This is a genomic window from Pseudomonas sp. W4I3, from assembly GCF_030816195.1.
GTDB lineage: Bacteria > Pseudomonadota > Gammaproteobacteria > Pseudomonadales > Pseudomonadaceae > Aquipseudomonas.
In genome coordinates this window covers 1,429,150-1,444,465 of record NZ_JAUSXS010000001.1, presented here as the reverse complement: position 1 = coordinate 1,444,465, position 15,316 = coordinate 1,429,150, and the positions used below count along the sequence as shown (strand labels likewise).

Here is a 15,316-nt window from a genome sequence, read left to right as displayed (position 1 = left end):
TTAGCTTCAAGCTTGCTGCTTGAGGCTTGGAACTTGTAGCTGCCTTAATTTCGTCACATTCCATTGCTACCGTCCTGCGAAATATCTTGCAACATCTCGCCAAGGATTTCCCCGCAATGACTGACGCGCCTGAAGACCGCCCTACTCCCGATTCCAACGCCCAAGCGCCAGCAGGCACGAGCCGCCGACGCTTCCTGGGCGGTGCGGCGGTGCTGGGGGTAGGCGTGAGCTTGAGTGCCTGTGGCAATACCAGCCAGGCACCGGGTAAACCGGTGCCACGGCCGCTCTCGCCCCAGGAGCTGGACAAGGCCTTGCGCGAGAATGTGAAGACCGTGGTGGTGATCTACGCCGAGAACCGCAGTTTCAACAATTTGTTTGCGCACTTCCCTGGACTGGAGAAGCCTCTCTCGGCGCTTTCCACTGCCGACTTTCAGCAACGCGACCGCGATGGCAGCGTACTGACCACCCTCCCCCCGACCTGGGGCGGCGTACTGCAGGTGGGCCCGCAAAGCGTGGATGGCGTCACCTATCCGAGCGCGGTGCAATTTCAGGAAAACCTGCCCAACGCACCGTTCGCCCTCAAAGGCCCGAATGCCGAAGACTTGCCGCTGAGCCTGGTGACCCGGGACTTGTGGCACGTGTTCTACCAGAACCAGATGCAGATCAACGGTGGCAAGAACGACCGCTTCGTCGCCTGGGGCGATTCCGGTGGCCTGGTAATGGGCCATTACGCCCAGAGCCGTTACTCCCTGCGCCTGTGGGATGTGGCCAAGGAGTTCGTGCTGTGCGATAACTTCTTCCAGGGCGCATTTGGTGGCTCGTTTCTTAACCATCAGTATTTGATCAGCGCCACCGCGCCCACCTATCCCAATGCCGCGCAGTCGGTGGCCAAGGCGCAGATCGCCACGCTGCAAAGCGACGACCCAACCGACACCCGCCTCAAGCCTTTGGACGCTTCGCCGGCCAGTGCCATGGCCGGACCGCCGCAGTTCGGCCCCAGTGCCTTGACGCCCGACGGTTACGCCGTCAACACGTTGGCTCCGCCTTACTGGCCGACCTGGATCCGCGACCCGCAAAACCCGGACTTTTCCAAACCGGACCTGCCCAATGTGCTGGTGCCACAGACCCATGAACACATTGGCGACAAGCTCTCGAAAAAGAACGTCGACTGGGCCTGGTACGCCGGTGCATGGCAAGCCACCCTGGATCAATTCAAGGACTCGGGCGGCATCCCCAAGATTCCGAACTTCCAGTATCACCATCAGCCCTTCAACTACTTCAGGCAGCAAGGCCCCGAAAACCGTGCCGAGCGTGACAAACGCCTGCGCGACGGCGGGCTGGGCGATGAGTCGAGTACCAATAGGTTCTTCGCCGACGCCGAAGCGGGCAAGCTGCCCGCCGTGAGTTTCTACAAGCCCCAGGGCAACCTGAACATGCATGCCGGCTATGCCGATGTGGCCTCGGGCGACCGCCATATCGTCCGCGCCCTGAAAGTGCTGCAGGAAAGCCCGCAGTGGAACAACATGGTGGTGATCGTGACCGTCGATGAAAACGGCGGTTGGTGGGACCACGTGGCACCGCCCAAGGGCGACCGCTGGGGCCCGGGCACGCGGGTTCCGGCCCTGGTGGTGTCACCGTTCGCACGCAAAGGCACGGTTGACCATACGGTCTACGACACCGCGTCAATCTTGCGCTTGATCACCCGCGTGTTTCAGTTGGAGACCCTGGACGGCCTCAAGCAAAGGGATGAGGCGATGATCGCCCGCGGCCAGAAACCCATGGGTGATTTGAGTAACGCCTTGCAGTTCAGCGTGTAGGTTTACTTATCCAATCGCGACACGCACCGCGATTTAGCACGCGATTTTCCTGGTCAGCCGCTACTGTGTGAGGGTGGGCTTTCATCCCGCGCAGACGGGCTTTCGCTGACAAGGAACCAACTATGTTCAAACCGACCAGGCTGTCTTTAACCCTGGCCGCACTGCTGGCCAGTGCGGTCGTACAGGCCGATATCGAAGTGCCATTGGGCAGCACGCAGCGCGTCACCCAGCTGTTTGCGTTCCCCAATAACTGCAACGTGATCTGCTTTCGGCCCTGGACGCTGGAACAGACCGCCGAGCATTATCTGAACCAGAGCCTGCAACGGGACGGCTACAGCCGGGCCAAGGTCAGCGTCAAGGTGCATGACGGCCAGGTCGCGGCAACCTTCAGCGGCGTGCCGGAGGGCTACGGCCAGCCCCTGACAGCACTGCTCAATACCGCCGACCTCGCTTATCAGGGTGCCAGCCAGCTCAACAGCGACGGCAAGTGGGCGTATAACTGGTACCTGTTCCTGCCATTGGGCATGGCCCTGGAAAACCGCAAAAGCATCGAACTGCTGCATTTTCCGCCGGATTATTCGCTGACCCAGGCCCAGGATTATCTGGAATCGGCCACCACCGACCGCTGGGCAACGTTGCTTACCAGTAACGGCATTCCCGCCGGTGAAACCCCGGCCTATCAGACCATCATTGATATCGCCCCCATCGCCGCGCCGTCCAATGCGGGAAAGGACCTGGAAGCCGTCTACAGCTACTTCACCGACTACCAGACCCGCATGGTCAAGGAGCTGAGCCTGCGCCCCAACGGTTCATTGCCGATGGTGGCCTTCGGCGCACCGGTGCGCAGTTGGATCAAGCAGCAATACGGGCAAACGGTGGCGGTACTGGGCCTGGCGCAGATCAGCCCGGAGCCGGGCACGCCAGTCTCGGTACTCGGCGCCAACCACCCGAGCTACATCTGGTATGCCGCCAGCCCGGACACTTATGACGGTAATGAGCAGAAAGCCGATGAGGCCGGCTTGAAAGTGATGGGCCAGGATCTGAGCGCGGCGTGCTGGCAAGCCGGCATGGGCCAGAAACCCGCCAGCGACGCGAATGTCTTGCTCAAGGCGTGCATGAACACCTGGCAGGTCACGCGCAAGGAGCAGACCTGCGAGCTGTTCTATACCTCGGTGCGCAACCTGAGCCCGGAGCAGGCAAACGCCAAATGCGCCACGCCCACCATCAAGGCCCAGTTGAAACAATTGCGCAGTGCGGCGCCAACGCCCGTCGTCGCGCCACCTGCGCTATGAAGCAGCACCGATTTCTACTGTCAGATTTGACAGTAGAAATCGTCCACGACTTCGGAGAGTCTTGAGCGGCGCCCATTTGCTGCAGGAGAATCATGAAAACTCGAGCCATGGATAAGGCTAAAGCGGCTGTGATTGACTGCCTTTACCCATTCAAGACGCTACGCGTCGATCAGGGTTACCCCTCGACCGAGCAATTTCAGATCGTGCACGACGCTGAGGCGACCGCTGGAGTAAAAACCCGCGTTGCATTTGACAGCCGCGTGCGCATCGCCAGGGTTTCCGGCTATGCAGTCAGCGAACAACGCCCGCATACGCTGCAGCTATCGCCACGCATACACTTGTACGACGCCTGGTTCTGCGGCCTGTTGCAGCACTCCTGCAACCCGAACGTGTTCCTCGACGCCACTTACCTGGAACTCTGGAGCGTACAACCCATCCCCGTCGGCACCGCATTGACTGTGGACTATGCCAACACCGAAGACGCGCTGTCCCGGCAGTTCGCCTGCCATTGCGGCGAGCTGAACTGCCGGGGCTGGATCACCGGCAGCAAGGAGCCGCTGAACCCCGAGGGCCAGGCCTTCATGGCCTGGTGGCGCGAGCGTAAACGGCCTTAGGCTTCGCCCAGCGGCCGCAGACGGTATTGCGGTGGCAACTGCTCAAAGCCACTGATGGTGGTGTTCAAGCTCTTCCACCGGCCATCCTTGATGCCATAGATGCAGCCATGGATCGACAGGCTCTGCCCGCGGTGCCAAGCGTTTTGCACAATGCTGGTATGACCGACGTTGGCCACCTGCTGAATCACATTCAGCTCGCACATGCGGTCTACGCGCTCTTCTTCAGTGGGCAACTGGGCCAGTACGTCGCGGTTTTCGTAATAGAGATCACGAATAGTGCGCAACCAGCCGTCGATCAGGCCGAACTGGCGGTCCTGCATTGAGGCGCGCACGCCGCCGCAACCATAGTGACCGGTGACGAGGATGTGTTTGACCTTGAGCACATCGACTGCGTACTGGATCACCGACAGGCAATTGAGGTCGGTGTGCAGCACCACGTTGGCCACGTTGCGGTGCACGAACAGATCACCTGGCAACATGCCAACGATCTCGTTGGCCGGTACGCGCGCATCGGAGCAGCCGATCCACAGGTATTCCGGGGTTTGCTGGCGGGCGAGCTTGGCGAAGAATTCGGGATCTTCCTGTTTGATCGCATCCGCCCAGCGTTCGTTGTTGTCTAGCAGGTCTTGTAGTTCGTTCATCAGGGAAAGCCTCAGGAATGATGCGCAGTTTTGTGACTGACAACCCCTCGTCCGGGTCACGCCTGGCGCAAATTAGCTTGAATCTTTGCGGCGCAGAACCGGTCCACACACTATAAGCCCCACAGTATGAGGATTGGCCATGACTGAATCACGACGTCCCTACGGCGCTACGCAGCCCGAACCGATTGATGACAACGAGGACCGCATGGGGTCGATGCGCGAGCTCGATTTTGATCAGGAAGACCAGACAGCCGAAATCGGCGATGAACTACCGCCTGGCGAACGCGAGCATCTGATGCCCGACGAACGGGTGCGCGAGGCCGGGCTGACCGGGGCTTCGACGGCTGACCATGAGTCGACCGACGATGACATGAGCCCGGAAACGCTGATCCATGAGGATGGCGCGCGGGATGCGCGGGAGGAAGGCGAAGACGGCGCAGCGGATTACGACCTGAGCGTGGTCGATGAAGATGACATCGGCGGCGGCAATGGCCTGGATGAGGCCGAGCTGGCGGATCTGGACCCGCTCAACCAGAAACCCTGACACACCACCGCTTAACATGTGGGAGGGGGCTTGCTCCCGATTGCGGTGTTTCAGTCAACTTATGCAGTGACTGATACCCTATATCGGGAGCAAGCCCCCTCCCACATGGAAGTCGGCGATTAGTCGACCAGGGTGCAGGCCATGACGACCGCGTCTTCGCGGCCCCCCACGGCGGGGTAGTAATCCCGGCGACGGCCAATTTCATTGAAGCCATAGCGTTCATACAACCTGAATGCACCGGTATTGCTGTCGCGCACTTCCAGAAAACACTCTCGGGCATTGGCCGCATAGGCGCGGGACATCAAGTGTTCCAGCAACGCCAAGCCCAAACCCCGGCCCTGATTCTCCGGTTTAACGGTGATATTGAGCAGGTGCGCCTCATCCAGAATGATCTGCACCACGCCATGCCCCACCTGCTGCTCACCCTCGAACATCAGCCAGATCTGGTACTTGCCCAGCCCGTCGAGAAAGATGCCGCGGGTCCATGGGTGGCTGAACGCCGCGTATTCGATCTTCAGCACGGCATCGAGATCAGCCTCGGTCATCGGGCGGAAGGATAAAGCGTCACTCATCGGTTGTTTTCCAGCGCGCCATCAGCCGGCGCATGGCTTGCCAGACATCAGCCTTACGCTGTGGCTCTTCCATTAATAATTCCAGGCCCGGCAGGGCCCATACCGAACCCAGGCCTTCGACCTGCAGTTCGCGGTACCAGGCCTCGGCATCGGCCTCGCCGGCAAAACGCACAGCGGGCAGGCCGATCAGCCACAGGCAGACGCACGGTTCGTCTTCCAGGCGCGCCGAGACAAAACTTTGTACGAAATCCCGCGCCGCTTCCGGGCCCTGGTCCATGGTGCCGCGCACCAACAGCGGCCAGCGCACCGGGTCGCCGACAATTTGCGGGCTGTCGGGCAGGCCAGCGGCGCGCAGCATGTCCTTGAGCAGCAGGTAGGCAGGGTCACGCGACTGGAAGCGTTCGCCGGTGGGCAACTCCACCAACAGCAGGCAGCGCCCGGCGCGCAGCAGTTGCAGGGCAAAGCGCGGTGGCGGTACCACCGGGGCCTTGACCACAGGCGCGGCTTCTTCGGTGACTACCGCCCTGGCCATAGGAGACGGGCGCGGCACTTCGATCTTCGTGCGCTCCACCGTCGGCCGTGTTTCGGGCACCGGCTTGACCACCGCAACCGGGGCCGCTGCCTCCTCGCCGGAAGACTCGAACGCCTCATAGGGCTCAAGCGCCTGCAACAGCTCGGGCCGCGACGGCGCGGCAAACGGCAGTTCGGTGCGGGGCAGCCAGTTGACCACCTGCATGGCGGTCAAGTAAGCGCGACGTCGGGACTCGATAAGCACAGCTCGGCCACTTGTGGATAACTAAAGAGCGGCGATTCTACCGCTGTTCGACAACAATCGCCCACTGCGCGCTGACCGGCTGTGGATAAATCCCGCGCCCGATGCAGTACAATCGCGACTTTTAATCGCCAACCAGCCGGCCATTCCCATGATCGAACCCAAGCGCGTCCTGCGCGCCCTCGCCGAACACTGGGCCTTACTTGAGCCACTGTGCGAACACTTCGACCAAGGCACCCTGAGCCTTGGCGAGTTGCGCGCGCAACTGGCCGCCCAACAACTGGACAGTACGCCTCAGGACATCACCAGCCTGCTGGACGTGTGGATTCGCCTGGATATCCTGGTGCCTGTCGCCAAGAGCCCGAACCGTTTCGAGCTCAACGCACAGATCCACGACTTTCTCGCCTATCTTCGCAAGGAGCACCGGCTTGGCCTGTGCCTGGAAATCGAAGCCTACCTGCGCCACCTCGAGCGCCTGGCCGGTTACATCCAGGACGCTTTCGACATCCGCGACGGCCACGACCTGGCCCGGCAATTGCGCCTGCTGGATATGCGCGTACGGGATGTACTGAAAAAACTCGCCAACGACGAACAGGCGCTCGCGGCCGTGGCCGACCGCGCCAAGACCAGCGACCGGCAGATCCCGTTGCGCCAGCGTTACGCCGAGGTATTGGCCACCTGGGACGAGTACGTCGAACCGATGATCCAGCTGGTGAACGCCGACGGCGCGTTCGAGCAAGGCGTGCGCAAGGTGGAAAACGTGCTGCTGCGCATGCTCACCGAGCAACAGCGTCTCGGCCACTTGGTGGACGACGACATGCTGCTGCGCACCCACGCGCGCATCCTCGAGATGCAGACCAGTGCCCAGCTGACCTTGCGTCACGCGCGCGAGCTGCTGTTGCCGCTACGCGAAGAAGCCCGCCGGCACAACGCCGTGACCCGTGGTGCGGCGCTGGCCCTGTCGGCGATCCGCCGCAAAGGCCTGGATGCAGTGCCGCAGGCCGCCATGCCGATGTTCACCCGACCGCAAAGCACCTTCCTGGGCAGTGCCAGCCAGGTCGAGGCGTATGTGTATGCGCTGGCGAACTTCGAGCCCAAACCGGCGCGGTTCCCCAAGGCGCACAAAACCCACAAGGGCGAAGCACAGCGCGCGCCGCGAACGGTCAAGGAAATGCTCGAGCGCTGCGAAGACGCCCTGCCGATGCCGGACCTGATGACCTGGCTGCTGGAGCAGGAACCGGACGGCGCGACCGACGAGTTGCTGTACTGGTTCTCGCGGCTCTCGCGGGAAAAACGCTTCAAGCGCGAACGCCTGGAGCGCCGCGACTACCACACCCACGAGCACCAGGTCAGCCTGCGCTCCTTCGCCCTGCTCCCGACCGGCACCGACGCCGCCGAGAATTCCGCGAGCACCGCTTATGTAAGGAATTCGCATGCATCTTGATCTATCCGAACTGTCCCAGCTGGCGCCGATCTTTCGCGAGCTGTTCAAGGGTTACCACGTCAGCCGCCGCGACCCGGAGCTGTACGCACAACTGTCGAATTTCCAGGACCAGTACCGCACGCTGTTCAAGGCCCTGGGCTTTGAGCTGGTCTGCGACACGCGCGGTTTCTACTACTTCGTGCCGGACACCGCCGTGGCCGCCGCGCAGGTGAACAAGACCGCCCAGCGCCTGGCGCTGTTCACCTTCATCATCGTTGAGCATCTGGCCGACCAGGGCCGCGATCCGGTCGCCGTACTCGATGGCGGTAGCCTGGGCCGCGATGAACTGCCGTCGTTGCTGGAGAAATACCGCGACCTGTTTATCCAGGCCGAAGTGCAGACCCAGGAAGAACTCGAAGAAAAAATCATGCGCCGCATGACGCAGCTGGGCTTTGCCAGCGAAGACAACGGCATCTATCGCTTCCTGCCGCCGATGCATCGCTTCCTTGATGTGTGCCTGTCGGTGCAGCAGGACCGTGACCTCGCCGCCAGTGTGCACAGCGTCTTGCCGCTGCCCGCGCCGGTGATCATCGACGAAGACAGCGATGAAAAATTGCTGCAGACCGATGACCCGCTGGACTTGAGCGACTTCGCTGAAGAAAGCGAAGAAGACGCTCTCGCTCGCGCGATTGCCGAAGAACAGGAGACCGACGCATGAGTAAGGAACGCTACGGCATACGCCGCTTCGCCCTATTGAACACCGCCGGCTACAGCCTGGGTTTGTTCCCGCTGGAAGAACCGTTGTCGGTGTATGGCGCGAACAATCTGGGTAAGTCCGCGTCGATCAACGCCTTGCAGTTCCCGATCCTGGCGCGCATGTCGGACATGAGTTTCGGCAAGTACACCCTGGAGCAATCGCGGCGCTTCTACTTTGCCACCGACACCAGCTACATCCTGGTGGAAGTCTCGCTACCCCACGGCCCGCACGTCATTGGCGTGGTCGGGCGCGGCCCGGGCGGTGGTTTTGGTCACCAGTTCTTTGCCTATGCTGGCAAGCTGGACCTGGCCCACTATCAGAAGAACGACACCTGCCTGCGCCAGAAAGAGCTGTTCACCAATCTTGAGCGCGAAGGCCTGAAGGCGTATGAGCTCAAGCCCGACGAACTGCGTCGCTTGCTGGTAGGCGGCCACACCTCGATTCCGCTGGACCTGACGCTGATCCCGCTGCGTTCCACCAGCGAACAGAGCCTGAAGACCTTCCGTGCGTTGTTCATCAACCTGCTGCACATGCGCGAAATCACTGCGGCCAAGCTCAAGCAATTGTTCCTCGATGCGTTCGAACACAGCCTGCGCTCCGGCAGCGTCGATTACATCGCCGCGTGCGAAGAAGCCTTTCGCGATGTGCGGCGCATGGAGCAGGACTACCACTCACTGGTGGCCGCCGGGCCTTTGGTCGAAGCACTCGCCAATGGCGTGAAACAGCGCGACATTCTGCGCGGCAAACTGCATCGCCTGTCGCCGTTGCTGGATTCGCTGTTGGGCACCTGGTCGGATTACGCCAGTGCGCGCAAGGAAGAGCTGACGATCCAGGCCGAACACTATCGCAACGAGCAGGACGCCCTGCAGAACGACCAGCGTGGCGGCACCCAGGAGCTGATGCGCCTGGAGCGCGAGATCAGCGGCATCCAGCGTTGGCTGGGCGAGCTGTCGGTGCTCAAGCATCGCTTCGCGCTGGTCGACGACGTGAAGGTGCTGGAGCAGCAATTGCTGGCGGCCAAGGACGCTCACGATGAATTGGCAGGTGCGCTGGCGCAGTCCCGTCAGTTCAGCGCCGAGGACCTGAACGAGCGTCTGCGCGACCTGGAAAAACGCTTGAAGTCGGTCAAGCAACAGCTCGATCACGCGGACAACAATAGCTATGCCAAGCTGCGCGAAGAATTCTCGCAGCAGGACGTCGAGCGCCTGATGCGCCTGTTCAACAGCTCATTGTTCAGCCTGCCTTTGGGTGAGCATGGCATTACGCTGGATGACGAAGGCCAATGGGTCAAATCCCTGGAACAGATCCTCGATGGCTTCAAGGGCGAGCGTTTCGAAGTGCCAGGGCTGTCCATCGACATCTCGCACATCGAGCCACCCGCTCTGCAGGCGCTGGCGGATCGCGCGGCATTGCGCGACCAGAAAGAGCGCCTGGAAAAAGAACTCAAGCAACTGAAAACCCAGCATGCGGTCGCCTCTGACCGAGCGGCGAGCAAGACCCAGACTGAAGCGCTGTACCAGCAGGTGCTGGACGCGCAGAAGGCGCTGGAAGATTTCCGCCGCACCCAGAACCCTGAGCGCAGAAGAAAGCGAGAAGCTGGAAAACCTCGCGCAGATGGAAGCGGCCCAGGACGAATTGAAGCGCTCCAGCGATGCGTTCACCGAGCGCGTCCAGCAGCTGTCGGCCAAGCTGCAACTGGTCGGCCGCCAGATCGGTGATATGGAAGCCAAGCAGCGTACGCTGGATGATGCGTTGCGCCGTCGCCAGTTGCTGCCGGCAGACCTGCCGTTCGGCACGCCGTTCATGGACCCGGTCGACGACTCCATGGACAACCTGCTGCCGCTGCTCAACGACTATCAGGACAGCTGGCAAGGCTTGCTGCGCGCCGATGGTCAGATCGAAGCGCTGTATGCCCAGGTGCGCCTCAAGGGCGTGGCCAAATTCGACAGCGAGGATGACATGGAGCGTCGTCTGCAACTGCTGATCAACGCCTATGCCCACCGCACTGATGAAGCATTGACCCTGGGCAAGGCGCGCCGTGCGGCGGTCACCGATATCGCGCGGACCTTGCGCAATATCCGTAGCGACTACGACAGCCTCGAACACCAACTGGCGTTGTTCAACCGCGAGATCAACAAGCGCCAGGTTTCCAACCTGCAGAGCTTTCGCATCGTGCTGGCGCCGAACAAGGAAGCCCTCAAGCATATCGACCAGATCATCCACAGCGCCGGTCAATATGAGGAAGGCGAGACTTTGTCGGTGTTCGACCTCAGCCAGAGCGCCGAACAGGACAACAAGAACGAAGAGGCCAAGGAATACCTGGCCCGCCTCGTGGCGGCCAACCATAACCAATTGGGCCTCAAGGACCTGTTCGAGCTGGCGTTCGAGATCACCAAGGTGCACGGCCAACCGATCATCCACACCGACATCGATGGCGCCGCGTCCAACGGCACCACCATGACCATCAAGGCGCTGACCAACATGTACTTGTTGCTGCACTTGATGGACCGCGACCAGGCCGGCCGCGTGCGCTTGCCGTACTACCTCGACGAGGCAGCGGATATCGATGAGAAGAACCAGGCAGCGCTGCTGGAAACCAGCCTGCAGTTGGGCTTCGTGCCGATCCTGGCCAGCGTGAAGCCGCAGGTGTCCGCCCAGGTGGCGATCGACCTGGAAGGCGGCAGCGGACCGAACGGGATCTACATCGATGAGGCGGACTGGAAATATATCCGTCGTCACGATGTGGTGAAGGCAACCATCAACGTGCAGGCAGATGAGCCGGAGTTGGACGAAGTCTGACCTATAGCGCTGAAATGCAAAAAGGCCGCGATCTTTTGGATCGCGGCCTTTTTTGTGGGTTTTGCAGTGGCTTTTAAGGCCTCATCGGGGGTAAGCCCCCTCCCACATTCTGATTTGTGAATACATTCAAAGGTGTGGGAGGGGGCTTGCTCCCGATAGCCGCGCCTCGGTCTACTTGCCGAGTGGAATCTTGGGGGCCCAGGTCAGCCATTCATCCTCGAACTTGTCGAACAGCGCAAAGGTCTGCTGCGGCCGCGCCGGGTTGCCCATGCGTTCGCCATCAGGCGTGGCAAAGGCAATGCCGCCGGCAACCAGGGTCTCCAGAGACTCGGTACGCACGGTCGCACCCTTGAACAAACCGAAGTCGAGTCCGAAGCCGCTGGTGTTCCAGAAGCGGCTGCCACTGCGCACCAACGGCGCGTACTTGGGCTCGATCAGGATGTGCACCAGTACGCGGTCGGCGGTCTGCCCCAGCTCGTAGCCGGTAACCTTGCCCACGGTGACCTCACGGTAGGTGACCGGCACGCCTTCCTTGAGCGAACCACGGCGTGCGGCGCTGAGTGTCAGGCTCAGGCCCGCCTCCTGATGCGCGGCTTCCGGCGGCTGGGCAAGGGCGACAAAACTCTTCTGCGGGCCGGCGTTTTTCGCAGCCGGCTGCACTTCGATGTATTGACCGGTGACCAGGGTTTCCAGATTTGCCGTCTTCATCAGGCCCAACTCAGGCTTGACCACCCAGAACTGGCTGCCAACCCGCGCAACGCGGTCCGCCACTTGGGTGATACGCGCCTTGAGCAGCACCGATTGCATGTCGGCACTCAGGTCTACGCTCTCGAGCTTGCCCACGTCCAGGCCTTTGAAGCGCACCGGCGTGCCGGGGCTCAAGCCGTCGGCGCGATCGACCTTGATGGTGACCAGGGTGCCATGTTGATTGGCAGCGTCACGATCGGCAAACAAGCGGAAACGAGGGATGCGTCTTTTCAGCGGCACATTCGGTTCCGGCGTTTCGAAGGCAATGCCGCCGGCCATCAGGCTGGCCAGGGATTCGCTTTTCACCTGGATACCGCCGGTAAGCCCGCCGGTGAGGGTGACACCGCTGGCATTCCAGAAACGGGTCGAACCGTTGACCAGGCTTTCATACTCTTTCTCGATATGAACCCCGATCACCAATTGCTTTTTCTTGCGTGAAAACTGGTAGCTCTGTACCGAACCGACCTTGACCTGTTTGTACAGAATCGGGCTGCCGACATCCAATGAGCCCAGGCTGTCGGTGAGCAGCACCATGTGCAGGCCAGGGGAGCGCAGGTCCAACGGCGGAGCCTTGGCGCGGGCCACGTACTCACGTTGCGGCGGTGTGCCTTTGTCACCGGGGCGGATGGCGATGTAGTTCCCTTTGACCAAGGCCTCAAGACCAGTAATACCGGCCAGGGAGATGGATGGCTTGACCACCCAGAACTGCGTGTCCTGAACCAGGTAGTCTTCGGCCAACGGGTCGAGGGTCAATTCAGCGCTGGCGCTGGACAGGTCAGGGTCGATCTTCAGGGTTTTCAGGCTGCCGACTTGGATACCTTTGTACATCACTGGCGTACGTCCAGCCTGCAGGCCCTCGAAGTCGGTAAGCTTGACCTTGACCTTGATGCCCGCGGCAGCAGCGTCGAAATCCTCGTACAAGCGGAAAGGCAGGCTTGGGTCGGTTGGCGGACTGTCCTTGCGATTTTCCGGTGTGGCGAAAGCGATACCGCCGGCGACGATGCTGGAAAGGGATTCGCTGCGCACCTTCACACCGGAAAGGTTGGCGTCGATGCTGATGCCACTGGCGTTCCAGAAGCGCGTATGTTTGCGCACCAGATTGGCGTAGGTCGGTTCGATATAGACCTTGATCTCGACAGTGCTTTGGTCCTCAGACAACAAGTAGCTTTTGACCTGACCGACCTGGATCTGCTTGTAGAACACCGGGCTGCCACGGTTAAGTGAACCCAGTCGATCAGCCTTGAGGGTCAGGTGCAGGCCAGGCTTGGCGTCGGACAACGGCGGCTCTTCGGAGAGTGCCTTGAACTTGCGGGTGGGCTCACCATCGCCTGGGCTTGCGGCGATGTAGTTGCCCGAGACCAGGGTTTCCAGGCCAGTGATGCCCGCTAGGCTGACGCTGGGCTTGACCAGCCAGAAGCGGGTGTTGGTCTTGAGGTACTGTTCGACATCCTTGTTCATTTCGATGGTGGCGATCACCCCGCGATTGCTGCCTTCGTCATCCAGCGCCAAGGCCTTGACCTTGCCCACGGTCATGCCTTTGTAGACCACTTCGGTCTTGTTGACTTGAATGCCTTCGCCGCTTTCAAAGCGGACCTGGATCTCGATACCCTGCTGGGAGTAGGCACGCCAGCCCAGCCAGCCACCGATGATCAGGGCAATCAGGGGCAACACCCAGATGGCCGACCAGTTCGATGCTGGGCGGGTTTTAGCTTTAGGCAAATCACTCATGGTCGTCATCCGACTCCGTGTTATCCCAAATCAGTCGGGGATCGAAGGTTACTGCGGCAAGCATCGTCAAGATCACCACACTGGCAAACGCTGCAGCGCCAAGATTGGCTTCGACACTGGCAAGTCGCCCAAAGTTTACGACCGCCACCAGGATGGCGATCACGAAGATATCCAGCATGGACCAGCGTCCGATGAATTCGATGAAGCGGTACATCAGAATGCGTTGTTGCGCTGACAGCGGTTGACGACGCTGCACCGAAAACAGCAGCAGGCCGATCCCCACAAGCTTGAAGGTAGGTACCAGAATACTGGCGATGAACACCACGGCGGCAATCGGAAACATGCCGTGCTGTACCAGCTGGATCACGCCGGACATGATGGTACTGGGGTCGCCCTGGCCGAGGGAGTTGACGGTCATGATGGGCAGCAGGTTGGCGGGGATATACAAGATCGCCGCAGTGACCAGCAGTGCCCAGGTGCGCACGAGGCTATTGGGGCGACGTGCGTGGATCAGTGCACCGCAACGGGTGCAGAGCTGCTCATCGGCATCGGCCTGCTGCTTGTTCAACTCATGGCATTCAGTACAAACCAGAATGCCTGCATCAATCGCCCGCATGGTCGTCCTCTCCTGACAACGCTTGCCAGATCTGGTGGGGTGACATCACCACCTCGAGCAGAATCTGAACCATCAATAGACTGACAAAGCAGGCCAGGCCCAGGCCAAGCGTAATGGAGGCCATATCAGCCAGCTTCACAAGTGCCACCAGTACGCCCATCAGGTACACCTCCAACATTCCCCAGTCTTTCATATGGTGGTAGATGCGGTAGAAAAGCAGCCCATAACTGCGACCGATGTTCCAGCGGATGCTCAGCAGCACAGCCAGCTGGCAAAGCAATTTGAGCAGGGGAATGGCCATGCTGCACAGGAACACCACAACGGCAACGCCTTGCATACCGGTATTGAACAGGCCAACCACGCCGCTCCAGACGGTGTCCTCCGAGGACTGCCCGAGTAGATTGAGCTGCATGATGGGTAAAAAATTTGCAGGGATATAGAGCAGCAGTGCGGCCAGCACCAAGGCGAGGCTTCGCTCGACAACATTGTGACGGTGAGCGTAGAGCTCGTAACCGCAGCGCGGACAATGAGCCTTTTCACCGAGGGCGAGCATGGGTTTGCGCATCAGCAGGTCGCACTCATGGCATGCCACCAAGTCGTCCAGGGGTAAGTCCGACACCTCAAGGGCATCAACCGGATCGGGCATAAATAGGGCTCGGGCTCTAAAAAAGGTTAGGTGCCTATTCTAGTGGTCTGGTTCACAAATAACTGTGCAAATTTGTCAGGTGTGTTGGGCGAGTATGGAGGCGAGTCAGGGAGTTAGTGTTGGAGGTGCTCGCGACCGGGGTGTCTGCAGGCGGCATGGTTTTCGACCGCCCAAAACAAAACCCCTGTCTGCGTTAGCAAACAGGGGTTCTGGAATTTAATCTTGACGATGACCTACTCTCACATGGGGAAACCCCACACTACCATCGGCGATGCATCGTTTCACTGCTGAGTTCGGGATGGGATCAGGTGGTTCCAATGCTCTATGGTCGTCAAGAAATTCGGGTAC

12 protein-coding genes, 1 rRNA gene and 1 pseudogene are annotated in these 15,316 nt (G+C 60.6%); 7 read left to right on the top strand and 7 right to left on the bottom strand.

From position 1 onward, the window contains the following. Positions 1-116: 116 nt before the first annotated feature. The 3 genes from QF045_RS06380 (at position 117) to QF045_RS06370 (ending at position 3,723) form a co-directional block, all read left to right on the top strand. A complete protein-coding gene (locus QF045_RS06380) occupies positions 117-1,817 on the top strand; it encodes an acid phosphatase (protein WP_306491498.1) in 1,701 nt (566 codons plus the stop codon). Positions 1,818-1,939: 122 nt separating this feature from the next. Beyond that, positions 1,940-3,109, top strand: coding sequence for a hypothetical protein (locus tag QF045_RS06375; RefSeq protein ID WP_306491497.1), 1,170 nt, complete (start codon positions 1,940-1,942; stop codon positions 3,107-3,109). Positions 3,110-3,201: 92 nt separating this feature from the next. Continuing rightward, positions 3,202-3,723 carry an SET domain-containing protein-lysine N-methyltransferase gene (locus tag QF045_RS06370; protein WP_306491496.1) on the top strand — a complete coding sequence of 174 codons (522 nt, stop codon included), beginning with the start codon at positions 3,202-3,204 and terminating at the stop codon, positions 3,721-3,723. On the opposite strand, the gene can is transcribed toward QF045_RS06370, so the two are convergent. Continuing rightward, the gene (gene can, locus QF045_RS06365) at positions 3,720-4,364 is read right to left on the bottom strand and encodes a carbonate dehydratase (RefSeq protein WP_003188288.1); all 645 of its coding nucleotides are present in this window, start codon (positions 4,362-4,364) and stop codon (positions 3,720-3,722) included. The two genes, QF045_RS06370 and can, sit on opposite strands and share 4 nt — an antisense overlap. A gap of 139 nt (positions 4,365-4,503) precedes the next feature. Here can and QF045_RS06360 point away from each other — a divergent pair, with 139 nt between their 5' ends. Then, entirely contained in the window at positions 4,504-4,908 is a 405-nt protein-coding gene (locus QF045_RS06360; protein WP_306491495.1) for a serine kinase/phosphatase, read from the top strand. Between the two features lie 119 nt (positions 4,909-5,027). Here QF045_RS06360 and rimI read toward each other — a convergent pair whose 3' ends face one another. Together rimI and QF045_RS06350 are read right to left on the bottom strand one after the other, a co-directional pair. Further along, entirely contained in the window at positions 5,028-5,480 is a 453-nt protein-coding gene (gene rimI, locus QF045_RS06355) for a ribosomal protein S18-alanine N-acetyltransferase (protein WP_306491494.1), read from the bottom strand. Further along, a complete protein-coding gene (locus QF045_RS06350; protein ID WP_306494860.1) occupies positions 5,473-6,216 on the bottom strand; it encodes an energy transducer TonB in 744 nt (247 codons plus the stop codon). Before QF045_RS06350 ends, rimI begins: the two co-directional genes overlap by 8 nt. Positions 6,217-6,403: 187 nt before the next feature. Here QF045_RS06350 and mksB point away from each other — a divergent pair, with 187 nt between their 5' ends. From mksB to mksF, 3 genes and pseudogenes are all read left to right on the top strand, one after another. Further along, complete coding sequence (gene mksB / locus QF045_RS06345) at positions 6,404-7,696, top strand: Mks condensin complex protein MksB (RefSeq protein ID WP_306491493.1); 1,293 nt, start codon at positions 6,404-6,406, stop codon at positions 7,694-7,696. Continuing rightward, positions 7,686-8,393 (top strand): Mks condensin complex protein MksE, encoded by a 708-nt coding sequence (mksE, locus tag QF045_RS06340; RefSeq protein ID WP_306491492.1) that lies wholly within the window; start codon positions 7,686-7,688, stop codon positions 8,391-8,393. Before mksB ends, mksE begins: the two co-directional genes overlap by 11 nt. Then, positions 8,390-11,231 (top strand): annotated as a pseudogene (gene mksF / locus QF045_RS06335) (Mks condensin complex protein MksF). The gene mksE and the pseudogene mksF overlap by 4 nt, the downstream one beginning before the upstream one ends. Positions 11,232-11,402: 171 nt before the next feature. Here the strand turns inward: mksF and QF045_RS06330 are convergent. The 4 genes from QF045_RS06330 to rrf all read right to left on the bottom strand — a co-directional run bounded on the left by QF045_RS06330 (position 11,403) and on the right by rrf (position 15,304). Further along, complete coding sequence (locus tag QF045_RS06330; RefSeq protein ID WP_306491491.1) at positions 11,403-13,706, bottom strand: PqiB family protein; 2,304 nt, start codon at positions 13,704-13,706, stop codon at positions 11,403-11,405. Next, positions 13,699-14,322, bottom strand: coding sequence for a paraquat-inducible protein A (locus QF045_RS06325; protein WP_306491490.1), 624 nt, complete (start codon positions 14,320-14,322; stop codon positions 13,699-13,701). The genes QF045_RS06330 and QF045_RS06325 overlap by 8 nt, the downstream gene beginning before the upstream one ends. Continuing rightward, positions 14,309-14,968, bottom strand: coding sequence for a paraquat-inducible protein A (locus QF045_RS06320; protein ID WP_306491489.1), 660 nt, complete (start codon positions 14,966-14,968; stop codon positions 14,309-14,311). Before QF045_RS06320 ends, QF045_RS06325 begins: the two co-directional genes overlap by 14 nt. Positions 14,969-15,188: 220 nt before the next feature. Further along, positions 15,189-15,304, bottom strand: a 5S ribosomal RNA gene (gene rrf, locus QF045_RS06315). Positions 15,305-15,316: the final 12 nt, after the last annotated feature.